Origin of the sequence: Enterococcus gilvus ATCC BAA-350, from assembly GCF_000407545.1 — a bacterium.
In the GTDB taxonomy this organism is placed as follows: Bacteria; Bacillota; Bacilli; order Lactobacillales; family Enterococcaceae; genus Enterococcus_A; species Enterococcus_A gilvus.
This window is the reverse complement of sequence record NZ_ASWH01000001.1, coordinates 2,148,656-2,174,396: the sequence shown is the minus strand read 5'-3', so window position 1 is coordinate 2,174,396 and position 25,741 is coordinate 2,148,656. Positions and strand designations below refer to the sequence as shown.

At 41.0% G+C, this 25,741-nt stretch carries 27 protein-coding genes and 1 pseudogene; 25 read left to right on the top strand and 3 right to left on the bottom strand.

Translation table 11 applies throughout. The annotated features are described in order from the left end of the window. The first annotated feature begins 6 nt into the window (after nucleotides 1–6). Together I592_RS10665 and I592_RS10660 are read left to right on the top strand one after the other, a co-directional pair. Entirely contained in the window at nucleotides 7–819 is an 813-nt protein-coding gene (locus I592_RS10665) for an RnfABCDGE type electron transport complex subunit B (RefSeq protein WP_010780199.1), read from the top strand. Between the two features lie 69 nt (nucleotides 820–888). Next, nucleotides 889–1,599: a glucosamine-6-phosphate deaminase gene (locus tag I592_RS10660; protein ID WP_010780200.1), complete on the top strand. Its 711-nt coding sequence runs from the start codon at nucleotides 889–891 to the stop codon at nucleotides 1,597–1,599. Between the two features lie 26 nt (nucleotides 1,600–1,625). Here I592_RS10660 and I592_RS10655 read toward each other — a convergent pair whose 3' ends face one another. Next, nucleotides 1,626–2,855 carry an MFS transporter gene (locus I592_RS10655; protein WP_010780201.1) on the bottom strand — a complete coding sequence of 410 codons (1,230 nt, stop codon included), beginning with the start codon at nucleotides 2,853–2,855 and terminating at the stop codon, nucleotides 1,626–1,628. A 106-nt stretch (nucleotides 2,856–2,961) separates the two neighbouring features. Then, nucleotides 2,962–3,489 carry a PadR family transcriptional regulator gene (locus tag I592_RS10650; RefSeq protein WP_010780202.1) on the bottom strand — a complete coding sequence of 176 codons (528 nt, stop codon included), beginning with the start codon at nucleotides 3,487–3,489 and terminating at the stop codon, nucleotides 2,962–2,964. 162 nt (nucleotides 3,490–3,651) lie between these two features. On the opposite strand from I592_RS10650, the gene I592_RS10645 reads away from it, so the two are divergent. The 13 genes and pseudogenes from I592_RS10645 to recN all read left to right on the top strand — a co-directional run bounded on the left by I592_RS10645 (nucleotide 3,652) and on the right by recN (nucleotide 14,667). After that, nucleotides 3,652–4,353 (top strand): hypothetical protein, encoded by a 702-nt coding sequence (locus I592_RS10645; protein WP_010780203.1) that lies wholly within the window; start codon nucleotides 3,652–3,654, stop codon nucleotides 4,351–4,353. A gap of 213 nt (nucleotides 4,354–4,566) precedes the next feature. Then, nucleotides 4,567–4,813: pseudogene (locus tag I592_RS10640) on the top strand (GlsB/YeaQ/YmgE family stress response membrane protein). Nucleotides 4,814–4,966: 153 nt separating this feature from the next. Then, nucleotides 4,967–6,031, top strand: a complete 1,065-nt coding sequence (locus tag I592_RS10635; RefSeq protein WP_010780205.1) for a M24 family metallopeptidase — start codon at nucleotides 4,967–4,969, stop codon at nucleotides 6,029–6,031. Between the two features lie 235 nt (nucleotides 6,032–6,266). Beyond that, the gene (efp, locus tag I592_RS10630) at nucleotides 6,267–6,824 is read left to right on the top strand and encodes an elongation factor P (protein WP_010780206.1); all 558 of its coding nucleotides are present in this window, start codon (nucleotides 6,267–6,269) and stop codon (nucleotides 6,822–6,824) included. A 561-nt stretch (nucleotides 6,825–7,385) separates the two neighbouring features. Next, nucleotides 7,386–7,811, top strand: coding sequence for an Asp23/Gls24 family envelope stress response protein (locus tag I592_RS10625; RefSeq protein WP_010780207.1), 426 nt, complete (start codon nucleotides 7,386–7,388; stop codon nucleotides 7,809–7,811). Beyond that, nucleotides 7,804–8,262: a transcription antitermination factor NusB gene (nusB, locus tag I592_RS10620; RefSeq protein WP_010780208.1), complete on the top strand. Its 459-nt coding sequence runs from the start codon at nucleotides 7,804–7,806 to the stop codon at nucleotides 8,260–8,262. Before I592_RS10625 ends, nusB begins: the two co-directional genes overlap by 8 nt. Nucleotides 8,263–8,316: 54 nt before the next feature. Continuing rightward, complete coding sequence (locus tag I592_RS10615) at nucleotides 8,317–9,174, top strand: bifunctional methylenetetrahydrofolate dehydrogenase/methenyltetrahydrofolate cyclohydrolase (RefSeq protein WP_044926539.1); 858 nt, start codon at nucleotides 8,317–8,319, stop codon at nucleotides 9,172–9,174. 15 nt (nucleotides 9,175–9,189) lie between these two features. Next, complete coding sequence (gene xseA / locus I592_RS10610) at nucleotides 9,190–10,524, top strand: exodeoxyribonuclease VII large subunit (RefSeq protein WP_010780210.1); 1,335 nt, start codon at nucleotides 9,190–9,192, stop codon at nucleotides 10,522–10,524. After that, the gene (locus I592_RS10605) at nucleotides 10,524–10,748 is read left to right on the top strand and encodes an exodeoxyribonuclease VII small subunit (RefSeq protein ID WP_010780211.1); all 225 of its coding nucleotides are present in this window, start codon (nucleotides 10,524–10,526) and stop codon (nucleotides 10,746–10,748) included. Before xseA ends, I592_RS10605 begins: the two co-directional genes overlap by 1 nt. Then, a complete protein-coding gene (locus tag I592_RS10600; RefSeq protein WP_010780212.1) occupies nucleotides 10,749–11,636 on the top strand; it encodes a polyprenyl synthetase family protein in 888 nt (295 codons plus the stop codon). 41 nt (nucleotides 11,637–11,677) lie between these two features. Next, entirely contained in the window at nucleotides 11,678–12,493 is an 816-nt protein-coding gene (locus tag I592_RS10595) for a TlyA family RNA methyltransferase (protein ID WP_010780213.1), read from the top strand. A 15-nt stretch (nucleotides 12,494–12,508) separates the two neighbouring features. Next, on the top strand, nucleotides 12,509–12,967 hold the full coding sequence (locus I592_RS10590; protein ID WP_010780214.1) for an arginine repressor: 459 nt from the start codon (nucleotides 12,509–12,511) through the stop codon (nucleotides 12,965–12,967). A 29-nt stretch (nucleotides 12,968–12,996) separates the two neighbouring features. Then, nucleotides 12,997–14,667, top strand: a complete 1,671-nt coding sequence (gene recN / locus I592_RS10585; protein ID WP_010780215.1) for a DNA repair protein RecN — start codon at nucleotides 12,997–12,999, stop codon at nucleotides 14,665–14,667. Nucleotides 14,668–14,693: 26 nt separating this feature from the next. Here the strand turns inward: recN and I592_RS21005 are convergent, their stop codons facing one another. Then, nucleotides 14,694–14,810, bottom strand: a complete 117-nt coding sequence (locus I592_RS21005; RefSeq protein WP_010745911.1) for a DUF4044 domain-containing protein — start codon at nucleotides 14,808–14,810, stop codon at nucleotides 14,694–14,696. Nucleotides 14,811–15,038: 228 nt separating this feature from the next. Between I592_RS21005 and I592_RS10580 the strand changes: the two genes are divergently transcribed. From I592_RS10580 to ftsA, 10 genes are all read left to right on the top strand, one after another. After that, complete coding sequence (locus I592_RS10580; protein ID WP_010780216.1) at nucleotides 15,039–15,410, top strand: DUF3397 domain-containing protein; 372 nt, start codon at nucleotides 15,039–15,041, stop codon at nucleotides 15,408–15,410. A gap of 168 nt (nucleotides 15,411–15,578) precedes the next feature. Further along, entirely contained in the window at nucleotides 15,579–16,010 is a 432-nt protein-coding gene (mraZ, locus tag I592_RS10575) for a division/cell wall cluster transcriptional repressor MraZ (protein WP_010780217.1), read from the top strand. 15 nt (nucleotides 16,011–16,025) lie between these two features. Then, nucleotides 16,026–16,979, top strand: coding sequence for a 16S rRNA (cytosine(1402)-N(4))-methyltransferase RsmH (rsmH, locus tag I592_RS10570; protein WP_010780218.1), 954 nt, complete (start codon nucleotides 16,026–16,028; stop codon nucleotides 16,977–16,979). Nucleotides 16,980–16,984: 5 nt separating this feature from the next. After that, a complete protein-coding gene (gene ftsL / locus I592_RS10565; RefSeq protein WP_010780219.1) occupies nucleotides 16,985–17,362 on the top strand; it encodes a cell division protein FtsL in 378 nt (125 codons plus the stop codon). Beyond that, complete coding sequence (locus tag I592_RS10560; protein ID WP_010780220.1) at nucleotides 17,363–19,552, top strand: penicillin-binding transpeptidase domain-containing protein; 2,190 nt, start codon at nucleotides 17,363–17,365, stop codon at nucleotides 19,550–19,552. Between the two features lie 16 nt (nucleotides 19,553–19,568). Next, the gene (gene mraY, locus I592_RS10555; protein ID WP_010780221.1) at nucleotides 19,569–20,531 is read left to right on the top strand and encodes a phospho-N-acetylmuramoyl-pentapeptide-transferase; all 963 of its coding nucleotides are present in this window, start codon (nucleotides 19,569–19,571) and stop codon (nucleotides 20,529–20,531) included. A 14-nt stretch (nucleotides 20,532–20,545) separates the two neighbouring features. Then, nucleotides 20,546–21,910 carry a UDP-N-acetylmuramoyl-L-alanine--D-glutamate ligase gene (gene murD / locus I592_RS10550; protein WP_010780222.1) on the top strand — a complete coding sequence of 455 codons (1,365 nt, stop codon included), beginning with the start codon at nucleotides 20,546–20,548 and terminating at the stop codon, nucleotides 21,908–21,910. 10 nt (nucleotides 21,911–21,920) lie between these two features. After that, complete coding sequence (gene murG, locus I592_RS10545; protein ID WP_010780223.1) at nucleotides 21,921–23,012, top strand: undecaprenyldiphospho-muramoylpentapeptide beta-N-acetylglucosaminyltransferase; 1,092 nt, start codon at nucleotides 21,921–21,923, stop codon at nucleotides 23,010–23,012. 3 nt (nucleotides 23,013–23,015) lie between these two features. Beyond that, a complete protein-coding gene (locus I592_RS10540; RefSeq protein WP_010780224.1) occupies nucleotides 23,016–24,134 on the top strand; it encodes a cell division protein FtsQ/DivIB in 1,119 nt (372 codons plus the stop codon). 165 nt (nucleotides 24,135–24,299) lie between these two features. Then, nucleotides 24,300–25,625, top strand: a complete 1,326-nt coding sequence (ftsA, locus tag I592_RS10535; RefSeq protein ID WP_010780225.1) for a cell division protein FtsA — start codon at nucleotides 24,300–24,302, stop codon at nucleotides 25,623–25,625. Nucleotides 25,626–25,741 lie beyond the last annotated feature (116 nt).

The window sequence follows — 25,741 nt, the reverse complement described above, 5'->3', positions numbered from 1 at the left end:
GAAAAAATGACAGAAATCATGATACCCATCGGCATTGTCAGCAGTATGGGGTTGATCGCAGGGGTCATTCTTTCGCTTGCGACGATCATCTTTCATAAACCAGCGGATGAAAAGGAAGAGGCTTTACGTGAAGCTTTGCCGGGGATCAACTGCGGCGCTTGCGGTTTTTCTGGCTGTGACGGCTATGCTAAGGCGATGGCTCAAGGCGAAGCCGGGGCGACTAACTGTACACCGGGAGGAACGGTGACTCGTCAGGCGCTGTCGGAGATTCTAGGTGTGGAGGTAAGGGATATAGAGAAAATCGCTGCCTTTGTACGCTGCAATGGGACTTGCGAATATACCAATAACAAAATGGATTACACAGGTACGCCGACCTGTAGTGGAGCCAATCAGATTTTTGGCGGTCCGCAGGCGTGTCGCTTTGGTTGTATGGGGTTTGGGGATTGCGAAGCAGTGTGTGAATATGATGCCCTTCATGTCGAGGATGGGGTCGCCAAGATCGACGCTGAAAAATGTGTCGGCTGTCTAAAATGTATTCAGGCCTGCCCTAAAAACCTTATCGCGATGCTGCCAGCGGAGAATACCGCGATCGTCGCCTGTTCCAACCAAGACAAAGGAGGCGGAGTACGGAAAATCTGCGACGTGGGCTGCATCACCTGCAACCGCTGTGTGAAAGCCTGCCCGCAAAAGACAATCAAGATGGAAAACAACGTGGCAGTGATTGATCCAGAGGACTGTATCAATTGCGGCGACTGTATCGAGGTATGCCCTCAAACCTGCATTTTAAAAATGCCCAGCAAAGAAAAAGTACCAAGTTGAGAAAAAGCCAGAGGAACCTTCAATTCATTGCTGGAGCTAAAATAAAAAAAGAAACGGACAGGTGTTCAAATGAAGCTATTAATCACTAATAATTATGAAACATTAAGTCAAGTGACCGCAGACATTGTGTTATTGAAATGGGCAGAAAATCGCCGGGTAAACCTCGCACTGACTGCGGGCTCTTCCCCGAAGCGTGCGTATGAGATTTTAGCAGAGCGTTTAACGCAAGTGACGTTTGATAAGAGCTTGGCCCATTTTTATAATTTTGACGAGGTTTCGTTAAAAGGGCAGGAAGACGGGTTAACGATGCAAGCTTTGAAAGAAGAACTTTTCCATCCGTTAGGGATCGAAGAAGAAAATATCGAAGTGCTCCATGCGGGCAATTATCAGGGGTACGATCATCAGATTGCTGAAGACGGCGGCTTGGATCTTGTTTTGATGGGGATCGGCGGCAACGGACATTTCTGTGGAAATCTTCCCCAATTCACAGCCTTCGATTACGGTGTTTATCGCGTACCGATTGATCCAGACGATGAATTGTACACATTCATTGATGACGCCACGCCATTCGAGCCGGGGGAAGAAATGATAACCTTTGGACCACAGACGGTTTTAGCAGCCAAAGAGCTGGTGCTGATTGCCAATGGTGAAAAGAAGGCGGAAATCATTAAGCAGGCTTTGGAAGGACCGATCACCGAAGACGTGCCGGCTTCTGTTTTACGCCTGCATCCCAACTTGACCATCATTTTGGATGAAGAGGCCGCAAGTAAATTAAAATAAAAAAAAGAGCGAATCCGCTCTTTTTTTTATGCATTTTCTTCTAATTCTTCCTCTTCAACTGTTTCAAAGTACTGAGAATGAACAAAGACGAGGACGATTCCGATAAAGACCATCGCACTAGCAAAGTAGAAGGTATAATTTCCGCCGAATTTCGCACCGATCAAACCAGCGACAAAAGGTGCCAGCGATCCACCGAAGAAGCGGACGAAACTATACGTGGAAGAAGCAATATTGCGTTTGATACCTGGGATCTCCATTGCGATCGTCGTCATCAAGGTATTGATGATTCCTTGGAAGAAACCAGCGACGATCAATGCCGTGGCTACTAATGAAGGGGTATCCGCATTGATTCCCATTAACAATAAACAAATGACAAAACCGATAAAACCGATCATCAAGGTGTAAAAAGTTCCGATCATTTTTTCAAAGCGCGTAGCTAAGAAAATCGAGGAGATCGCCAGCAAAATACCCCAGCCAAAGAACGTCATGCCGACTTCCATCTCAGAAAAGTTAGGCATTAAAAACGGCGCATACGCCAATAACGTGAAGAACCCGAAGTTGTAAAGCAAGGCGATCAAGCCAACAGAACGCAGTTTGTGGTTTTTCAACGCCTTGACCCCAGCGAAAAAGGCTATTTTTTCTTTATCGCCCTTTGGTTCTTTGAAAAGAATCAAGATGGATAAGAAAGAGATCATCATCAATACAGACACGCCCGCAAAAGGTAAACGCCATGAAATGGACCCCAGTGAACCACCAACTAATGGCCCGATCGACATCCCTAAGCCCATCGCAGCTTCATACAGCATGATGGATTTTTCCGTTTGCCCCACTAAGACACTAACGATCGCAGAGAGGGCCGTTGAAATAAATAGCGCATTTCCTAATCCCCAGCCCGCCCGGAAGTAGATCAAGGCATCGATCGTGTTGGATAATCCCGCAAAAAGTGCAAATAAAATAATAATAAATAGTCCAAGCATCAAGGTCTTCTTTGTGCCGATCCGACTCGAAACAAAACCCGTAAACAGCATGACGATCCCTGTTACCATCATATAGCTTGTAAACAATAGGGTAGTTTGTGCAGGGGTTGCTTGTAAAGATTTGGCGATCGAGTTCAAAATCGGATCGACCAATCCGATCCCCATGAAGGCGATCATGCAGGCAAAAGCAACCACGTATGCAGCTCTGCCATTTTCCTTTTCTGTTACTAAATTCTCGTTGTTTTCATTTAAATTTTCCATTAAGTCACCACTTTCCATTCCATAGTGTAATCACAAATGTATTTTATGTCAATATTTACATAAATAAATTTACATATAAATTTTGACCAAAAAAAGCAGATCTTCAAAAGATCTGCTTTTCCATCTATTTCGCAAAATAGGCTTCGATTTTCTCCTCTGCCCAGTCACACCATGCAAGTTCTTCTTTACTCAATCGGATTTTCCGTTCTAAAATCAATTCTCGACCAAAGTTTTTCCGTCGCTCTTCCTCATCTAGATCATCCAAGCTAGCCAAGACTTTAGAGTAATCATTCACTTGTTCATGAAAATATTGTTTTCTTTCCATGATCAAAAATTTAGACGTGTCCCGATCCAAAGCTGAGATAGTAAAAACTTTTGCCAAAAATTCATCTTTTTGCGAAGGCGCGTGACTCTTGGTAAAGACCCACTCTTTGACTAATTCTTTTCCGGCAGGGGTAATGTCGTAAATTTTCCGTTTCCCGTCTGGAATGTCGATGATCTCAATCAACTCTTGCTTACGCAGCTCCTTCAAAGTTGGATAAATTTGACTGTGGTGCGCTTCCCAAAAGAGATTTAAGAAGCGTTTCAATTCATACCCTGTCAGAGGCGAGCGAATCAGCATCGCCAAAACAACATAACTGATCGTATTCATTGTGTGATCCCTTCTTTTAAGGATAAGTGCTGCAATTTTTCTTCGTGTCTATTGTATCACTGATTGAAAAATATGACTAAAATAGATAGGCAATTTTCAGTCTTTCGGCGGATGCACTCTCAGCCGCTTTTTTATACACTTAGAACAGAGAGGAAGATCGTCATGAAAGTGTTATTTGTATTTGAGGACCACGAATATTCAAGCTTCTTCGTGTATGATTTGACGAGCGGTGTGAATAGTCTATTGCGTGTTTCACCAGAAATTCGTATTCAAAAGCTGACACTAGGTGAGTTATACACGCAGGTGCCCATCGAGAAATTCATGTCCTATTTTTCAATTGCTTTTTCTATAGAAGTAAAGAAATATTTGATTTTGAAAAAAGAAAACAGCCTATTAGGGGTGAAAGAAGCCGGTCTGGAAGAAGATGGCAGAATGCCTGTTACCATCTATAAAACATTCGTCGCACAAAAAAATGGGCAGCGTTTTACAAAAGGCGAGCATCGTTTGTCATTAGAAGAAATCGATGCCTACATCAGCTATCAAATTGATCAGGACGGACGCATAGACGTATTTGAACGACAAGAAGACATCATTCGCTTGATGAAACGAAAAACGGTTCGTCCGCGTTTGTCATCCATTACGACTAATTACGGAACAGTCAAGGAATACTCCGGCAGCAACCTTAATCTGAAGGACATGCTGAAGCTGGGGACAGGCTATTTAGCAAAAGGCAGTGCTCGGATGAACAAGATCAACGTACCAGAAGCAGGAAGTTTCTCCTTGCTTGGGGCATTTCCTTATCAACTTGGGGCGATCGACTGGGAAAAGAACAGTATAAAACTGCGTTCAGACCTGGCTCGCTAAAAAGTTATTCACAGGGAGGTCAGAAAAAGGGGGTTTGCGGCGCTGTTTAGCCGCTTACAATGCCATAAACGTTGTTAAATCAACACTTTTTCGAGTTTCACAACTGAGAAACTTTTTGGAAAAACCGTTTTATTGCTATTGACATTCGTTAGAAGTATTTGGCTATAAAAGGAAAAAGAATGTAAGAAAGACGAAAAAAATGGAGGGATCATTATGATTTGGACATTAATTGTTGGCGCAGTCATTGGCGCGATCGGCGGCAGCCTTTCTGGACGTGGGAAACAGATGGGGTGCTTATTCAATATTATTGCAGGGTTGGCAGGATCATACATCGGTCAAGCGATCTTTGGTCATTGGGGGCCGCATTTAGCAGGGATGGCCTTAGTCCCATCGAGTCCCATCGATACTAGGCGCAGTTGTAGTAGTAGCGGTCGTCTCGTTCTTTACAGGACGTCGGTGACGAAGGCTAGAAGTCGATTTTTCGGCTTCTTTTTTTGTCCTTTTTTGAAAACGTTCATCTTTTGAGCGGTCGTCCTTGTTAGATTTCTCTTTCTAATCGTGTTCGTTCTGTTTTTTTGGCACTCTTTGTTATAATAGAAAATGGGTGATTAGAATGATAAAACGAATTGAGAAATTACGTGAATTGATGAAAAATGACGGAATCGATGCCTATTTAGTAACAAGTCCAGCCAATCTTCGCTATCTGACGAATTTTACCGGAACGGCTGGTTTGGCTTTTATTACATTAAAGGAAGCCTTTTTCATTACGGATTTTCGTTACACAGAGCAAGCAAGTGAACAAGTTCAAGGAATGACGATCCTTCAGCATCAAGGCGATATCGTAGGTGAAGTTATCAAGCTGATGGAACGTGAAGGAATCCGTGTTCTTGGTTTTGAGGATGCATTTGTGACCTACGCGGAATATTCTGTTTTTGAAGAGGTGATTGATGCGGAACTGGCGCCTGCCAGCGGTCTGACCGAACGACTCCGAGAGCAAAAAGATGAGGGAGAAATCGCAATCATCGAAAAGGCCTGCGCGATTGCGGACGAAGGTTTTGATCATGTTTTGAAAATGATCCGTCCAGGAATGACCGAGATTGAGTTGGCCAATCAATTGGACTTTTTCATGCGATCACTCGGCGCCAGCGGAACTTCTTTTGAAACGATCGTGGCTAGCGGCTTACGATCCGCTTTGCCCCATGGAGTGGCCAGCGAGAAAGTAATCGAACAAGGGGACATGATCACTCTTGATTTTGGCTGTGTCTATCAGGGGTATGTTTCAGATATTACTCGGACCTTTGCGATTGGTGATCCAGGCCAATCTCTGAAAGATATCTATCAAATCGTCTTAAATGCGCAACTAAAGGTCATTGAAGCGGCCCAGCCTGGCGTCACTGGTGCTCAGTTAGATGCTGTAGCTAGAACGTTCATTAGCGAAGCTGGATATGGTGACGCATTTGGACATTCTACAGGTCATGGCATAGGCATGGAGATCCATGAGGGGCCAACTGTTAGTCGCTCAAATGAAGAAGCTTTGGCTGTCGGGAACGTTATTACGGATGAACCAGGCATTTACATACCTGGGCTTGGTGGGGTGCGTATCGAAGACGACTTAGTGATCGTAGCTGATGGAAATCGCCTATTGACACATTCACCAAAAGAACTTATCATTCTATAACATTTTTACTAAATAAATTAGAGCGGGATCACCATAGAGGAGTCCTTTTCTTCTTTAAACAAGACGTTTTATTAAAAAGAATCAGTGGTCATAGAGTAGTGGTAGCGTTAGTAAACAAGAAATGATAAACTAGAACCAAATCTGTAAAGATGGGGTACTATGCAGGGAATCAATTTCTTTGACAGCTTAATAAAACAGAGATTGATTGCTTTTCATTGAATTAGGAGGAAGTATCATGATTTCAGTAAACGATTTTAAAACTGGCTTGACTATCGAGGTGGACGGCGGCATTTGGCGTGTAGTCGATTTCCAACATGTGAAGCCGGGTAAAGGTGCGGCCTTCGTTCGTTCAAAATTAAAAAATCTTCGCACGGGAGCTGTTCAAGAAAAAACATTCCGCGCGGGTGAAAAAGTAGCGAAAGCACAAATCGATAATAAAAAAATGCAGTATCTCTATGATGATGGAGACAACTACGTATACATGGATATGCAGAGCTATGAACAAATTGAAATGCCTAAGCAGCAAGTGGCAGAAGAGATGCTTTATGTATTAGAGAACACAGAACTAACAGTCATTATGTATGGCAATGAAGTTTTAGGTGTTGATTTACCAAATACAGTAGTATTGCAAGTTGCAGAAACAGAACCAAATATCAAAGGAGACACTTCTTCCGGTGGATCAAAACCAGCTATCATGGAAACCGGTCTGACTGTCAACGTTCCGTTTTTCGTAAACCAAGGAGACAAATTGATCGTCAACACGCAAGACGGCAGTTACGTTTCTCGTGCATAGAAAGCAGTTCTGTTCAATAGAAAATAGATAGTGATACGTATCAAACTTATTTTTCTGAAAGGAAAAGTAAGTACATTCGCAGGAGTAAGGATGTCAGTTCTACTTTTCGCAGAATAAACAAAAGAAAAGTAAAGAGATATCCAAAAAATTTAAAGAATTGATAAGTATAGTAGAATGATATACGGCACGACAAACAGATTTATTTTTCTGAAAAGAAAAATAAGTACATTCGCAGGAGTAAGGATGTCAGTTCTACTTTTCGCAGAATAAACAAAAGATAAATAAATAGGTATCCAAAGAAATTTAAAGAATTGATAAGTATAGTAGAATGATATACGGCACGACAAACAGATTTATTTTTCTGAAAGGAAAAATAATTACATTCGCAGGAGTAAGGATGTCAGTTCTACTTTTTGCAGAATAAACAAAAGAAAAGTAAATAGGTATCCAAAGAAATTTAAAGAATCGATAAGTATAGTAGAATGATATACGGCACGACAAACAGACTTATTTTTCTGAAAAGAAAAATAATTACATTCGCAGGAGTAAGGAGAGAGTAAGATGGCAGATGAAAAGAATTTAGTTTTAGGCGCGAGCCCTGAGCTTGGCGAAATTATTATTGCACCAGAAGTAATCGAAGTAATTATTGGGATCGCGGCTTCAAAAGTCGACGGTGTCTACGGTATGCGCGGCTCTTTAGCAAGCAATGTGAATGAATTGCTTGGAAAAGCGGCTCACGGAAAAGGTGTCTACCTTAAAAATGATGAAGATGGATTGAAAGTTGATATCTATTCTTACTTTGATTATGGGACTTCCGTTCCGAAAGTAGCTATGGCAATGCAAGAACGTGTGAAACAACAAGTCTTGTTCATGACAGATGTGGCATTGAGTGAAGTGAACATCCATGTCGTCGGAGTTGTCGCTGAAAAACTTGAACAACCAACGTTAGAAGAATTATTCAATGATGAAGAGGAAAATAATGAGTAAAGAATTGTCACGTCATGAAATTCGGGAGAAGGCCTTACAAGCGTTATTCCCATTGGATTTCAATCAAGAATTAACAAAAAAAGATGCCATTGATCATGCTTTGAGTATTGACCAACAAGAATTTGTCAGTGAAGACGAAGAAGAATTCGTGCCGGTCTATCTGGATGAGCTAGTTGGCGGAGTTGTTGAACACCAAGCAGAGCTAGATACCATTATCCAAAAGCATCTACGTTCCAATTGGTCGATTCAACGAATTGCGAAGATGGATTTGATCATTCTGCGAATCGGGATCTACGAGATGTTGTACAACACTCAAGTGCCCAATCGTGTCGTCTTAAACGAAGCGATCGAGTTAGCCAAAACTTTCAGTGATGATCAATCTAGAAAGTTCGTTAATGGAATCTTATCTAATGTAATGAAAGAGATCGATGAAGCTGGGGCAAATAGCTAATTTAGCTATTTTTCCCAGCTTCATTTAAACTATAGAAAGAAGCGGGGAATGAACGTGGCACAACTTATTAATGGGAAAGAATTAGCAGAAAAATTGCAACAAGAAACAGCTGAACAAGTAAAAACATTCGCATCAAAAGGAATCCATCCAGGATTAGTCGTGTTATTAATCGGAGAAAACCCCGCAAGTCAAATTTACGTTCGAAACAAGGAACGTGCAGCAAAAAAAATAGGAATCCATTCCGAAGTAAAACGCTACCCTGAGACGATTACTGAAGCAGAACTGATCAAAGAAATCGAAGGGTTCAATCAAGCAAAGGAATTCCATGGAATTTTAGTACAATTACCCTTGCCAGAGCATATCAATGAAGAAAAAGTATTGCTTGCCATCGATCCATTAAAGGACGTGGATGGCTTCCACCCAATGAATATGGGGCGGTTATTTGCGGGCATTCCTCATACGATTCCATGTACACCGTATGGCATCATGAAAATGTTTGAGGCGTATGACATTCCATTAGCCGGTAAGCAAGCTGTCGTGATTGGTCGAAGCAATATTGTAGGAAAACCGATGGCGATTTTACTGTTAGGGGCAGACGCAACCGTTACATTGACCCATTCAAAAACAGAAGACCTGGCTAAAGTAGCTAGCAAGGCAGATATCTTGGTTGTTGCGATTGGCAGAGGACATTTTGTAACGAAAGAGTTCATTAAACCAGGTGCTGTCGTGATCGATGTTGGAATGAATCGTAACGAAGATGGAAAACTGATCGGTGACGTGAAATTTGATGAAGTTGAACCAATCGCTAGTTATATTACACCGGTCCCAGGAGGCGTGGGTCCGATGACGATCACCATGCTGATGCAGCAAACAGTCGAGTGCTGCGAGCGACAAGTAGCGGATCATAAATAGCAAAGAGGTGTTTAAATGGCACAAGAGTACTTAACGGTCAGTGCATTAAACAAATATATCAAACGAAAATTCGACGTAGACCCCTATTTAGAGCGGGTCTATTTGACCGGAGAAATTTCTAACTTCCGTATGCGTGCAAATAGTCATCAATATTTCAGCTTAAAAGATGAACGTTCTAAAATTAGTGCGATCATGTTTAAAGGTGCCTTTCAAAAGTTGAAATTCTCTCCCAAAGAGGGAATGAAGGTTATGGTAGTCGGGCGTGTGGCATTGTATGAGGCTAGCGGCAATTATCAAATCTACATTGATCACATGGAACCTGATGGCGTCGGAGCATTGTATCAGGCGTTAGCTGAACTGCGAGAAAAATTAGACAAAGAAGGCTTGTTTTCTCAACCGAAGAAACCATTGCCACGCTACCCAAAACGGATTGCGGTGATCACGAGCCCAAGCGGCGCGGTGATTCGAGATATCATTACAACTGTGAAGCGTCGCTATCCGATCGCTCAGTTGGTCTTATTTCCGACGTTGGTCCAAGGAGACAAAGCAGCAGCGGATATCGTAAAAAATATCAAAAAAGCAGAATCAATGGATTTCGATACGATGATCATTGGTCGAGGCGGGGGCTCTATCGAAGACTTATGGCCCTTTAATGAAGAGAGCGTCGCACGAGCGATCGCGGCTTCTCCGATCCCGATCATCTCTTCGGTGGGCCACGAGACAGATACAACAATTGCAGATCTTGTGGCAGATGTACGTGCTGCAACACCAACGGCAGCAGCGGAATTGGCGGTGCCGGTATTATCTGAGGAAATTTTACGAATCAAAGAAAAACAGGCACGATTGGAGCAAGCATTTCTACACCAACTGCAACGAAAAAAAGAACGCTTCGATCGGCTACAGCAATCGTATATTTTTAAACAGCCCAATCGCTTATATGAGGCGCAAAGTATTCAATTGGATCGCTTAACACAGCAGCTCCAGCAAAATATGACAGTCTTAGTAAATCAGCGAGAACGAGAACTGATGCAATACAGCAATCGTTTGGCACAAGCAAATCCTATTAATCGTGTCCATCAAACACAGCAACAGATGATTTATTTGCAAGAGCGACTGCAGCAGCAAATGCAAGGCTATCTGGAAAGCAAGCAACGGCGTGTTCAGCAGGCCATCACGTCTCTTGATTTACTAAGCCCATTAAAAACCATGGGACGCGGGTTTACCTACACTACGCAGGAAGAGCATGTGATCCGATCGGTGAAAGCATTAAAAGAAAAAGAGATGACGGTCCACTTTGTTGACGGCACGGTAAAAGCATCTATTCTAGAAATTGAGGAAGGAAGAGACTGATGGAAAAAAATACAACCTTTGAAGAATCAATCACGCAATTGGAAACTATCGTGACCCAATTAGAACGTGGAGACGTGCCACTAGAAGAAGCACTCGAAGCCTTCCAAAAAGGCATGGTTTTAAGCAAGCAATGCCAAGACACATTGACGAAAGCAGAAAAAACATTGACTAAGATGATGAGTGATGAGGAAGAAGTCCCATTTACAGGTGAGGAGGAAGCTTAAATGTTGCAGCAGCTTTCTACCGAAGAATTACCTAAAGTCGAAAAAGAAATCCTTGATTTTATCAATACTTGCACGACGCATGAAGAGTTAAAGCAAAGCATGTGCTATTCAGTAGAAGCAGGCGGCAAACGTATTCGGCCGTTGATCATTTTAGCCACGGTTCAAGCATTTCGAAAGGAATTAACGCTCCCCGTGTATCAAACTGCTGGTGCACTTGAAATGATCCACACGTACTCCTTGATCCACGACGATTTGCCAGCGATGGATAATGATGACTTGCGTCGTGGAAAACCGACCAATCACAAAGTTTTCGGAGAAGCGTTGGCTATTTTAGCCGGGGATGCATTGTTGACCGGTGCTTTTCAATTAGTTAGCGAAACAACATTGAATCCCTCTGAGAGCGTTCTATTGATTCAGCTTTTAGCGAAAGCAGCTGGCAGCAGCGGGATGGTAGCAGGACAAGCTGGCGATATGGCAGCGGAAAAACACCATGTGCCCCTCGATAAATTAAAAGCGATTCATCGTGGAAAAACCGGTGCATTATTGACCTTTGCCTTTGTTGCGGGAGGAATCTTGGCGGATCAGACCGAATATGTCATTGATCTGCTTGAAAAACTCGGTGAACATATAGGCTTGGCTTTTCAGATCCGCGACGACCTTCTAGATGTGGTTGGGACGACCGAGATGCTAGGCAAGCAAATTGGACAAGATGAAAAATCAGACAAAAGTACTTACCCAGCATTGTTGGGACTCTCTGGAGCAAAGCAAGCTCTAATCGATGAACTGGCGCAAGCAGAGGCGACGGTCCAGCAGTTGACAGAAGCAACCGATTTTCAACCGAAATTGTTTGAAGAACTGCTTACGCTTTTTGCGTTGGAAAATGACTAAGCCGAAGAAAAACGAAATCTATTTATGAAGTAGGGGACAAAATGAAAAAAGAACGTGTCGATGTTTTAGCTTTCAATCAAGGACTTTTTGAAACCAGAGAAAAAGCAAAACGCGGTGTAATGGCTGGGCTTGTTTACGATCAAAAAAACGAACGATTAGACAAACCTGGCGAGAAAATATCGATTGAGACTATCTTGCAAGTAAAAGGTCAAAGTCTTGCGTATGTTTCTCGTGGAGGACTAAAATTAGAAAAAGCATTGAAAACTTTCGATGTGGATATCCATCAAAAAATCCTACTAGATATTGGTTCTTCGACTGGCGGGTTCACCGATGTAGCATTGCAAAACGGTGCTACGTTGAGCTATGCATTAGATGTCGGCTACAATCAGTTAGCATGGAAGCTGCGCCAAGACGAACGTGTCGTAGTGATGGAACGCACCAATTTCCGTTATTCAAAACGGGAAGATTTTGATCAAGGACAACCAAATTTTGCAACGATCGACGTGTCGTTCATCTCATTAAAATTGATTTTGCCTCCGTTACATGAAATCTTGACAGATGATGGCGATGTCGTCGCATTGATCAAGCCGCAGTTTGAAGCTGGAAAAGAATATGTAGGTAAAAAGGGCATCATCAAAGACCCGAAGACGCATCTAATGGTTTTAGAAGACATTACGTCCTTTGCGGCAGCTCATGGATTTGATGTGCAGGAACTAACATACTCTCCTATTACTGGTGGTGAGGGAAATATCGAATTTTTAGTTCATCTGAAAAAGGTCCCTGTTCCCGGAACCCTAAATGCAGCAATCGATTTGGCGAACGTCGTTTCAGAAGCGCATCAAAAGCTAGATAAGTAGTCAGGAGGAAACGGAATGCGGAAACAAGAGCGGCATCGGATTATCACACAATTGTTGAACGAGTACGATGTAAAAAAACAAGAAGATTTTGTAGAAATTCTTTCTCAACAAGGCGTGACAGTCACACAAGCAACGATTTCACGAGACATCAAAGAAATGAAGCTGATCAAAGTTCCGGCTCAAAATGGCGGCTATCGCTATAGCGTACCGCGAAAAGAACAAGAAGACGTGAATGGGAAATTAGCAGATCTTCTAAAAGAAGCAGTCGTTTTCGTTGATCAAATGGAAAAATTTATCACAGTAAAAACATTGCCTGGGAATGCTTCGGCCTGTGCAAATTTATTAGAGAAACAATTCACGAAAATCTTATTTACGACTTTGAATGATGATGACAGTATCTTGATGATCGCTAGAACAGAAGAAGATGCCAAGCACATTCAGCAAGATATTGCTCAGAAAAGTCAAAATAAGTAGCATGTCTCATTAAAAGGAGAATCTGAAGAATGTTACAAGAATTGACAATCAAAAATTTTGCCATCATTTCTTCGTTGCACTTGGGTTTTACCGATGGCATGACAGCTTTGACTGGTGAAACGGGTGCCGGAAAATCAATTATTATTGATGCCGTCAGCTTATTAGCGGGTGCCCGTTCATCCATCGAATACATTCGACAAGGCAGCGAGAAATGTTTGATTGAAGGCCTCTTCGATTTACCGAAGCAGAATGAATTTCAGCTTCTCATGGAGGAGCTAGGTATTGAGGTTGACGAAGCAGGGCTCATCGTTCAAAGAGATTTGAATGTCTCTGGGAAAAGCATTTCACGAGTCAATGGCAGGATCGTAACGCTAGCTAACTTACGACGAATTGGACAGTTTTTAGTTGATATTCAGGGGCAAAATGATCATCAGGAGCTTATGCATCCTGAATCCCATTTACGATTGCTGGATAGTTTTGGTGATGCTGCTTTTCAGCAAATTAAACTGACGTATCAAACGGCGTATCGAAGCTATATTACTTTGGTGAACCAAGTCAAAAAGTTTAAGCAAAACGAACAATCCTTTGTCCAACGAATCGATATGTTGACGTTTCAACAAGAAGAGATCGGAAATGCAGAATTGACAGTTGGGGAAGAGGAGAAGATGCTCGAAGAACGTGAGAAGCTGACGAACTACCAACGAATCGTCGACAGTCTTTCGAACAGCTATCAAGCGATGACGAACGAGGAAACGAGTTCTCTTGATGCGATTGGGTCAGCGAGTCAAGAACTGCAAACAATTGCTTCTCTAGATAAAGAGTACGAAAATATCTCAGACAATGTTCATAGCGCATACTATTTGCTGCAAGACGCTGTTAGTGAGATAGGGCGTCAGTTGGATCTTTTGGAGTTAGACGAAGAGCGACTGGATTTAGTCAATGAGCGTTTAGAATTGATCCATCAATTAAAAAGAAAATATGGCGATTCGATCGAGCATATTTTGAAATACTATGATCAAATCAGTCAAGAATTACTAGACTCTGATTTTTCCGGAGACAAGCTTGAAAAGCTTGAGAAGGAGCTAATCGACAAAGAGGAGCAGCTTCACGAATTAGCGAAGACGCTGCAAACTGCTCGAAAAAATATGGCGGAGAAGTTAGAAGCAGAAATTCAACGAGAGTTGAAAGATCTTTATATGGAAAACGCCCGATTTAAAGTAGTATTTAAGGAAATTCTTTTTGTATCAGATGGTATAGATGAAGTAGAATTCTATATTACGACCAATCCTGGGGAACCCCTGAAGCCTTTAGTTAAGGTAGCATCCGGCGGAGAGATTTCTCGGATCATGTTGGCATTAAAAACTATTTTTTCAAAAACGCAAGAGCTGACGAGTATCGTCTTTGATGAAGTTGACACAGGAGTGAGTGGTCGTGTCGCACAAGCAATTGCAGATAAAATTTATCAAATCGGAAAGAATTCTCAGGCGCTCTGCATCACGCACCTTCCTCAAGTAGCTGCAAAAGCAGATCATCAACTATTTATTCGCAAAGAAATCGTTGGCGGTCGGACAGTGACGAAGGTGGAAGAAATGAAGGAAGCAGATCGGACAGAAGAGATCGCGCGAATGCTTGCTGGAACCGAAATTACCGATCTAACGGTGAAGCATGCCAAAGAATTATTGCAATTAGCAAAAAAATAGCCGGAGCAGCTGCTCCGGCTATTTGCTTACATAATACTAAGTAGACTACTCAAAACTAATGAACCAATTGTTAAAATTAACATGGTCCAAATAACAACCTTGGTAACTTTAGAAAATGTACTAGTGGATTTTTTGTTATTCATGATGTCACCATCCTCAAAAAAATTTCAAATTCATCATACTCTATTTCGTAAAACTCCGCAATCAACTGGAAAAAACTTTTAAAAAATACTAAGAAATCTTTTCGCGACGATATTGCGAATTCAATTGTTAAAACTCTCTAAATCCTTTATATTTTAAATGAATTGAAACACGAATGTAACGATAATGCAGTATAGTGAGGGTAGTAGTTTGAAGAGGAAGGACTGTATTTGTTGGCATCATTTTCACCAATATTATTGTTATGGTACATTTTTCCAATAATCGTCTTTTTAGGGTCTGATTATATCGTAACAACTTTTAAATTAAAACAACGCTTCAATTTGAAAACGCCAGATATTACTGTGCCATTTTTAATTGTTGGAATGCACGAAATTTCAAAAAGTATTAGTTCGTTTTCGATTTTACCATATTTTTTATTAACCATCCTATTATTAGGGATAAGTGTTGTGGTCTTTCAAGCCTATCGCTATCGCGAAATCATGTATGGTCGCTTCTTTAAGATGTTTTGGCGCTTGACGTTCTTATTGTCCGTGCTGGTCTATTTTATACTGATTATCGCTAGTATTATTAATGCCTTATAAACACTAAAAACTTTAAAAAAACTCTAGATTACCCGCCTTTTGCCTGACAAGACAACATGGTTAGAGAAGGTCAAGAAAGTGTTATTTTTGTTTTTTACAAAATGTGGTAGATTGTGGGGGATTGTGGTAGACTAATCTCATGCGGTGGTAAAAAGGGGTGGAGTCTAGATGTTCATGGGTGAATTTCAGCACAATATTGATGCGAAAGGTCGATTGATCGTTCCATCAAAATTACGTGAACAGTTAGGCGAAAAATTCGTTGTTACCCGAGGCATGGACGGTTGTCTGTTTGGGTACCCATTAGACGAATGGAGCCAACTAGAAACAAAGTTGAATGAGATGCCGCTTTCTAAGAAGGATGCGCGCGCGTTCGTACGTTTTTTCTATTCAGCCGCCACTGAGTGTGAGATTGATAAGCAAGGTCGAATTAACATCCCAGCATCTTTACGCAGTCACGCTTCAATTGAAAAAGAGTGTGTGATTATTGGGGTCGCTAATCGAATCGAGATTTGGGATCAAACACGTTGGAATGACTTTACAAAAGAAACAGAAGCTAGTTTTGATGACATTGCAGAAACAATGGTCGATTTTGGATTTTAGAGAAGAGGATTATGAATGACAGACTTTCAACATACAACCGTTTTGCTTCATGAAACAGTTGATGGTCTAGCAATCAAACCAGACGGTATTTATGTTGATTGTACATTAGGCGGAGCTGGACATAGTGAATATTTACTGAGTCAGCTAAACGCGGACGGGCACCTTTATGCTTTTGATCAAGATCAAAAAGCAATTGATAACGCAAAAATTCGCTTAGCTGAGTATGTACAAAAAAATCAAGTGACCTTTGTTAAAGCTAATTTTAGAGAACTTACGGCTGAATTAAATCACTTAGGTGTGACGGAAGTCGATGGGATTTTATATGATCTAGGTGTCTCCTCTCCACAACTGGACGAAGCAGAGCGTGGCTTTAGTTATCATCAAGATGCACCGCTGGATATGCGCATGGATCAAGATGCACCTTTGAGTGCGTACCAAGTTGTAAATGATTATTCTTATCATGAATTAGTGAAAATATTTTTCCGTTATGGAGAAGAAAAATTTTCTAAGCAAATCGCTCGTGTGATTGAACGCAAGCGAGAAGAACAACCAATCGAAACGACTGGACAGTTAGTAGATATTATTAAAGAAGTGATACCTGCACCTGCGAGACGTAAAGGCGGACATCCCGCTAAACGCGTTTTCCAAGCAATACGTATTGCAGTAAATGATGAGTTAGGTGCGATCGAGAGTTCTTTAGAGCAGGCGGTTGACTTGTTAGCGATTGAAGGAAGAGTCAGCGTGATTACCTTCCATTCATTAGAAGATCGGATCGTCAAAACGATGTTTAAAGAATTCAGTACACCAAAAGACATGCCTCCGGGCTTGCCGATGGTACCGGAAGAATTTCAACCGGTATTAAAACTGGTCAATCGTAAACCAATAGTTGCCTCAGAAGAGGAATTAAATGAAAATAACCGCGCGAGAAGTGCTAAATTGCGAATCGCTGAGAAAGTGAAGAAAGGATAAGGACGATGGCTGAATTAAAAGATAAACAACAGTTTCAATTTGATTCTCAGCAAGAAGAGATTCACCAAACGCCAGATTCTTTTCAAGTCTTCGTTTCTCCTGGAGATCGCTTAAAGAAAATCACACGAGTTGAAAAAATTGCTGTGTTAGCCTTCTTAGTGATGCTGATTGGACTATCTATCGTGATGGTTAATTATCGTAACGAAATCAGTAAAACTCAAAATGAAATTACAAGTATTCAAACGAACATTGACGCAAATGAAAAAACAGCGACCCAACTACAACAAGAAAAGAGCGAATTGTCTCGTTCCGATCGGCTTAAAGAAGTTGCTGAGAAAGCTGGTCTTTCGATCAATGACGCGAATTTAAGGAAAGTGAAGTAAATGAGCTTTAAAAGGCTACGAAGAAAAATCCGAAAAAAGAATTTAACTCCGATGAACAATCGCAAAAAAGTAGGCGTTATTTTGTTTGCTACGAGTATTGGATTGTTCTTTTTGTTTGCCGTTCGCATGATTTATGTTGTAGCGGGCGGACACGTTGCGGGAACCTCCTTGAAGGCTAAAACAGAGGAATTGTACCACGGCGGCGAGGTTGTTAAGGCGAAGCGCGGGACGATCTATGATCGCAATGGAGAAGTCATCGCAGAAGATGCAACCTCTTACTCGATCTATGCGATTCTTTCAGAAAGTTATGTATCAGGGAAAGATAAACTATACGCGCAAGAAAAAAACTTTGACGAGTTAGCTTCTATTTTACATAAGTATTTAGGGATCAAAGAAAAGTCAGCGCTAAAAACCCTGGAAAGCGGTATAAACAGTGATGGTACAAGTAAGTACTATCAGGTTGAATTTGGAAGCAAAGGGAAAAATATCTCTGAAGAAACCAAACAAAATATTGAGGATGCAATGAAAACTGCGAAAGTTAAAGGCCTGTACTTTAACGAACACACCGATCGGATGTATCCAAATGGAAATTTCGCGTCTCATTTCATCGGCTATGCACAACCAGATAAAAAAGAAGCATTGGTCGGAATGATGGGGATTGAAGCGGCCTATGATGATGTCTTAAAAGGGAAAGATGGAAAAGTCGTTTACCAGAAAGACGAAAATCAGCGCCCTATTCCAGGTAGTGTTGCCGAAGAAAAAAAGGCAGTCAACGGCGAAGACATTTACACAACCTTAGATGCAGGTCTTCAAAGTTATTTGGAAACATTATTAGACAAAGTCAATGCAGAAGCAAGACCTTCAGAAATGACCGCAACATTAATGCAAGCCAAAACAGGAGATATTCTTGCGATGTCTCAACGTCCGACCTTTAATCCTGAAACGAAAGAAGGATTAGGAGAAGAAGATGCGTGGCGGAATTTCTTGATAGAAGATAGTTATGAACCTGGTTCGACGATGAAGGTCTTTACTACTGCTGCTGCAGTGAATGAAGGCATCTTTAATGAAAACGAAAGTTATATGTCTGGCAAGATTCAAGTAGCAGACGCTACCATTAATGACTGGGATCTGGGTAAAAAAGGAATTTTGACCATGCGTCAAGCGCTGTCTTGGTCTAGTAATGTCGGGATGGTCAAATTAGAGGAACGATTAGGCGATAAGTGGCCTGAATACGTCAAGCGTTTTGGCTTCGGTCAAAGTACCTACTCTGGTTTACCAGGTGAAACGAAAGGCACGCTGCCAACAAGCAATATTGTTGACCAAGCGATGAGCGCATATGGGCAAGCAATTGGTGTAACAAACTTCCAAATGATGCGCGGGTTCACCGCAGTAGCAAATGATGGAAAAATGTTACAGCCTCATTATATTGAAAAAGTTTCTAACCCTAATACTGGAAAAGAAATTATCACGAAGCCAGAAGTAGTAGGTGAGCCAATTACACCCGAAACTGCGAAAAAGGTCCGTGAATATATGCGAGATACTGTTGAAAGTGAAAACTATGGTTCTGCGTACGATCAATATAAAGTGCCAGGATACAATATTTCAGCAAAGACAGGAACAGCACAGATTGCAGAAAACGGTCGGTATTTGACTGGTGAAACAAACTATATCTATTCAATTGCTTTGATGCTTCCTTCCGAGGACCCAGAGTATATCTTGTACTTAACGATGAAACAGCCGCAAGAGAACAAAGCAGGGATTTTGGGTGATATCGCGAATCCATTACTGAGTCGTGCAATGGATTTCCAAAATAGCGATTCAGATTCTTCGAACGAAGAAAGCAATACAAAAGTCACTGTAGAAGATTATCGCAATCTTTCAACTGCTAAAGCAGCGGCTGATGCTAATAAACGCGGAGTGACTGCGGTAGTTATTGGAGACGGCGACAAGGTCGTTCAACAATCTGCGAAGCCAGGAGAAAAAGTCATGGCAAATGAACATTTGATTTTGTTGACAGATGGGAAGAAAGAAATGCCCGATGTTCGCGGCTGGTCAAAAGCAGATATCTTAAAATTGACCAATCTATTAGATATTGATGTTAGCTTTAAAGGGGACGGTTATTGTACGAAACAAAGTATTGCTCCTTATACAGAAGTATCTAAAAAGAAATTGAAAATCACGTTAGGTTAGGACTGGAGAGAAAAAAATGCAACCGGCACAACTATTTATTGCTTTTGCCAGTAGTTTCGCAATTACTGTTGCAGGCATGCCTTTTATTATTGGTTACTTTAGAATGAAGAAACAAGGACAAGAAATTCGGGATGAAGGTCCGAAATGGCATAATTCAAAAGCGGGAACTCCCACAATGGGTGGGTTAGGATTTTTAGCTGCCGCAGTGATCACTGCGATTTGGTTTAGCCTTTGGGCTCATCAAATGACGACATCGCTACTAATTTTGGTCTTTGTTTTACTATTGTATGGAATCATCGGATTTTTAGATGATTTCATCAAATTGTCGAAGAAACAAAATGAAGGACTGACTTCTGGGCAAAAATTTATTGCACAAGTTATCGTAGCTATTGTCTTTTACATTGTTTATCGAATGGAAGGCTACCCGAATACCTTGAACTTCTTTGGTATTGATTTACCATTAAATATTATTTACGGCTTGTTTGTGATTATATGGCTGGTTGGCTTTTCTAATGCAGTAAACTTAACTGACGGAATTGATGGATTGGTTTCTGGTCTAGGAACGATCTCCTTTGCAACATATGGAATCATCGCATGGCATCAGCAACAGTACGAGGTATTGATTGTCTGTCTTGCAGTCATGGGCGGATTAGTCGGATTTTTCCCATACAATAAGAAACCGGCGAAAATTTTCATGGGTGATGTTGGTTCACTCGCTTTGGGTGGATTGTTGGCAGCTGTGTCGATCATTTTACATCAAGAGTGGACATTGCTACTGGTTGGATTGGTTTACATTTTTGAAACAGCAAGCGTGATTATTCAAGTCACTTCCTTTAAAATGACAGGGAAGCGTGTTTTTAAAATGTCCCCATTGCATCACCATTTTGAAATGTCTGGTTGGTCAGAATGGAAAGTGGATACGGTGTTTTGGGCAATTGGACTTATTGCATCCATTGTTGTTTTATTGATCGTACTGTAGGAGATGACTAGAAAATGAAACAAATCAAACAATATGAGAACGAAAAAGTATTAGTATTAGGATTAGCAAAAAGTGGATTTAGTGCGGCCAAGTTATTAAATGACTTGGGCGCACTTGTTACGGTCAACGATGGAAAGCCGTTTGAAGAAAATCCAGAAGCCCAAGGGTTATTGGAGCAAGGCGTACGAGTGATCACTGGACATCATCCGATCGAATTGTTGGATGAAGATTTCTCTTTGATGGTTAAAAATCCTGGAATTCCGTACGATAATCCTTTAGTAGCAAAAGCAGAAGAACTGCATATCCCAATCTTGACCGAAGTGGAGTTGGCTTATCAAGTCGCAGAATGCCCAATCGTTGGAATCACTGGAACGAATGGCAAGACGACGACAACCACCATGATCGGTCTATTGTTGAATCAAGAAAGAGCGGCAGGAAAAGCTCACTTAGCTGGGAATATTGGTTTTCCGGGTAGTGAAGTTGCGGCAAAGGCAAGTGCAGATGATGACATCGTTATGGAGCTATCGAGCTTTCAACTAATGGGGATCAAAGAATTTAAGCCGCAAATTGCTGTGATTACAAATATCTATGAAGCGCATTTGGATTATCACAAGACTCGAGAAAACTACGTGGCGGCAAAATGGGCGATTCAAGAAAATATGACGGCGACAGATTACTTAGTGCTCAATTGGAATTCAGAGGAATTACAGGAAATGAGCAGAGGAACTAAAGCAACTGTTGTTCCTTTCTCAACTAAAGAGGTATTACGAAATGGTTCTTATCTATTAAAGGGTGCATTATATTACCAAGACGAAAAAATCATGGATGCTTCCGAACTAGGAGTACCCGGCGCACATAATATTGAAAATGCTCTAGCCGCAATTGTTGTAGCAAAATTAAAAGGCGTTTCCAATAAAAGCATTCGGACAGCATTGAGTAATTTCCATGGCGTACCGCATCGAACACAGTATGTAGATACAATCAATGGACGGAAATTTTACAATGATTCAAAAGCCACGAACAGTTTAGCTACAGAAATGGCATTAAGCGGTTTCGATAATGATCGCCTGATTTTATTAGCGGGTGGTTTGGATCGCGGAAATGGATTTGATGAACTAATACCTTCACTCGAAGGAATCAAAGCAATGATTCTTTTTGGTGAAACAAAAGATAAATTAGCTGATGCTGCGAAACAAGCAGGAGTTGAAACAATCATTAAAACATCAAATGTTGAGACTGCCGTACCATTGGCGTATGAGCAAAGCAAAGAGGGCGACAGTGTTTTACTTTCTCCCGCTAATGCAAGTTGGGATCAATACCCCAACTTTGAAATTCGTGGAGACAAATTTATGCAAGCTGTGAAACAGTTAGAAAAGTAGGGAAAATGAAATGAGAATACTTGTGACAGGCGGCGGCACGGGCGGACACATCTATCCAGCCTTAGCATTTATCCGTTACGTACAAAAAATCCAACCGGATTCTGAATTTTTATATGTGGGAACACATCGAGGGTTGGAAAATAAAATCGTGCCTGAGACAGGCATCTCTTTTAAAACAATCAAAATTCAAGGATTCAAACGAAAACTTTCGTTAGATAATGTAAAGACCGTACAGTTGTTTCTTGAGAGTATTAAGCGTTCGAAAGAAATCTTACGTGAGTTCAAGCCAGATGTTGTCATCGGAACGGGGGGCTATGTCTCTGGATCCGTGGTCTATGCAGCTGCACGAATGAAAATTCCAACGATTGTTCACGAACAAAATAGCGTTCCAGGGATCACAAACAAATTTTTGAGTCGCTTTGCTGACCGAATTGGGATTTGTTTTCCTGATGCAGCGCAATATTTTCCAGAAAATAAAACAGTATTAGTAGGGAATCCGAGAGCTCAAGAAGTTGTTACTAGCGGAAAATCGGAGGTTTTAGAACAGTACGGATTACTTCCCGATATCCCTACAGTTTTAATTTTCGGTGGAAGCCAGGGCGCATTAAAAATAAATCAGGCAGTTATTCAAGCACTGCCTAAATTTTCTCAAAAAGAATACCAAGTACTTTACGCTTCAGGGGATCGTTATTATAACGAAATTTCTAAAAAAATCGATGTAGACAAAATCAGTCACAACCTTTCGCTGCAACCATATATAAAAAATATGACAGACGTTATGGCGAATGTTGATCTGTTGATCGGTCGGGCTGGAGCAACATCAATTGCAGAATTTACGGCCTTGGGATTGCCAGCAATTTTAATTCCGAGTCCTTATGTGACAAACGATCATCAAACAAAAAATGCACAAAGCTTAGTAAATGCTGGGGCTGTCAAGATGATTACTGATGCAGAGTTAACAGGTGAAAATCTAGTAGAAGCTGTAGATGAAATCATGGCGGACTCTGAAAAAAGAGAAAATATGGCGAAAGCCTCTCGACAAGAAGGGATACCCGATGCAGCTGAGCGCCTTTGGGCATTGGTAAACGAGATCGTCAAATAGTTTTTGGAGGTGAGGAACATTAGCCGCGAAGAGTTTCCAGAGGAAAACAAAGAGCAAGAGGAAAAACCAAAACCTAAAAAAGAAAATTTAACACCTTGGCAATTAGCAAATATGGAATATTTGAAGCAGAAAGCACTAGAAAATGGCGGACCGGAAGTACCACCCAGTATTTCTGAGCACTCGGAGACATCAAGCACTGATGAACCCGCCGATGAAGAAGACGAAGTACCAGTAGAGCAGGAAACAATCGATGCTGAATTTGAGATAGAAGAGAACACGGAAGAAGAAGAAGAGACTTCGAAAGGACCGAAAAATGGATCTTTCTTAGAGCGGCTGCCAAACATCAAGCACGAGCGAAATCGTCGTTTGGTTCGCAGGTCTTCAATTTTGATCGGACTATTTTCAATACCGGCACTATTATTATTATATTATATTTCGCCCTTGGGTAAGCTAGGCGGAGTGAGTGTCCAAGGTAATGAGAGAATTTCAGCAGAGGTAATAAAAAAAGAACTCAATTTTACTGTAGGCGATAATCTTTGGAGTCAGTTTTTTGACCGTCAAGATAATATCAAGAAGTTAAAGAAGCAAGAATTGCAAATTGAAAATGCGGAAGTCCATATTGATGGCTTTAATCATTTCGAAGTGCAAGTAAAAGAATTTCCGGAAGTCGCTTATTTGGAAAGTAATGGGAAATATTCACCTGTTATTTCTAATGGGAAAATCATACCAGTTGAAGTTGAAAAAAGTAATGGCGATTTACCGATCCTGGAAAGCTTTACTGGATCAAAACGCATTTTAAATGTACTGGATGGCTATAAAAAATTAACAGAAGAAGTCAAACAGGGAATTTCTCAGATCAAATACGCTCCGACAAGCGAGAATAAAGAATTGCTGGAAATTTTCATGAATGATGGAAATAAAGTTTTGGTAAGTATTAGTGAATTAGGCACTAAAATGAATTATTATCCTCAGGTCGCCAAAGAAATGAATGACAAACAAATCAAAGGTGTCGTAGATATGGAAGCAGGGATTTACAGCTATCCTTACGCTGAGAATTCAGCTACTGAAGATTCAGCGCAGGACTCAACAGAACAAACCGAAACACCCGCTGGGAATGATTAAATTTATTACAAGAAAATGTTGAATCTTCTTTTTCATTCTAGGCAAAATGTGGTAAAATTGAAGGCAGTGAATTACTTGCAAATAATTATATTTCATGCTTAACAGTAACTTAAAATATTAAATCTGAATAAAGCATTTATTTGAAAATAGGAGGGAATCCCATTCATGGCAAAAGCAGGAATGTATGTAGGCCTTGATATCGGGACAACATCGATAAAAGTTGTTGTTGCCGAGTACATCGATAGCCAAATGAATATCATTGGTGTTGGAAACGCAAAATCAGAAGGAATCAACCGTGGGATTATCGTAGATATTGATAAAACAGTACAAGCGATTCAACGAGCAGTAAAACAGGCCGAGGAAAAAGCCGGGATTCAGATCAAAAGTGTCAGCGTAGGATTACCTGCCAACTTATTAGAAGTTGAGACTTGTCAGGGAATGATCGCTGTTAATAATGAATCGAAAGAAATTATGGATGAAGACGTTCGTAATGTCGCTTCAGCAGCAATGGTTCGTTCAGTTCCTCCTGAAAGACAAATCGTTGCATTATTACCTCAAGAGTTTACTGTTGATGGCTTTGAAGGCATCAAGGATCCACGAGGGATGATCGGTGTTCGACTTGAAATGTTCGGACTGGTCTTTACAGGACCTAAGACGATTATCCACAACATTACAAAATGTGTAGAAAAAGCAGGATTGACTGTTGCTGAAACAGTGATTACTTCTTTAGCATTGACAGAGTCTACTTTATCAGATGGTGAGAAAGATTTTGGTACGATTGTTATCGACATGGGCGGCGGTCAAACAACAACGGCAGTTATGCACGATAAGCAATTAAAATTCACTCACGTGGATCAAGAAGGCGGAGAGTTTGTTACAAAAGATATTTCCATCGTCTTAAATACGTCATTCAACAATGCAGAGGCATTGAAAATCAATTATGGAGATGCCTATCCAAGTCGTACGTCTGCTGACGAAGATTTCCCAGTAGATGTTATTGGGAAAACAGATCCTGTGAAAGTGGACGAACGCTATCTAGCTGAGATTATCGAAGCACGGCTGGAACAAATTTTCCGTAAAGCCAAAGAAGCATTGGATGAAATCGAAGCGTTAGATTTACCTGGCGGTGTTGTGTTGACAGGTGGAGCGGCTAGCTTACCAGGCGTGGTCGACTTAGCAGAAGATATTTTTGGGACAACAGTGAAGCTGCACGTACCAAATCAAATGGGATTGAGAAATCCGGTCTTTACAAATGTCATCAGTATCGTCAATTATTCAGCTGAACTAAGTGATGTGTATCATTTAGCAAAATCTGCTGTTACAGGTGAAAAAGTGTCCTTATCTACTTCACCTCAAACAAATGCTGTTTCAACAGCTCCTGTATATGATGATTACGAAGCAGCAAATGACTATGAAGAAGAAACAAAGCCAAAAAATGAAGAAAAAGTAACTGGGAAGATCAAAGATTTCTTTTCAAATATTTTTGATTAATTTTATAAGAGGATGCTTCTTCTTTACGCTTTAGCGTAATATTAGTAGAATGATAGACGGATGAAAATGAAGGCTTACTTTTTTCCTGAAAAAGTAATTACATTAGTATGAAGTAG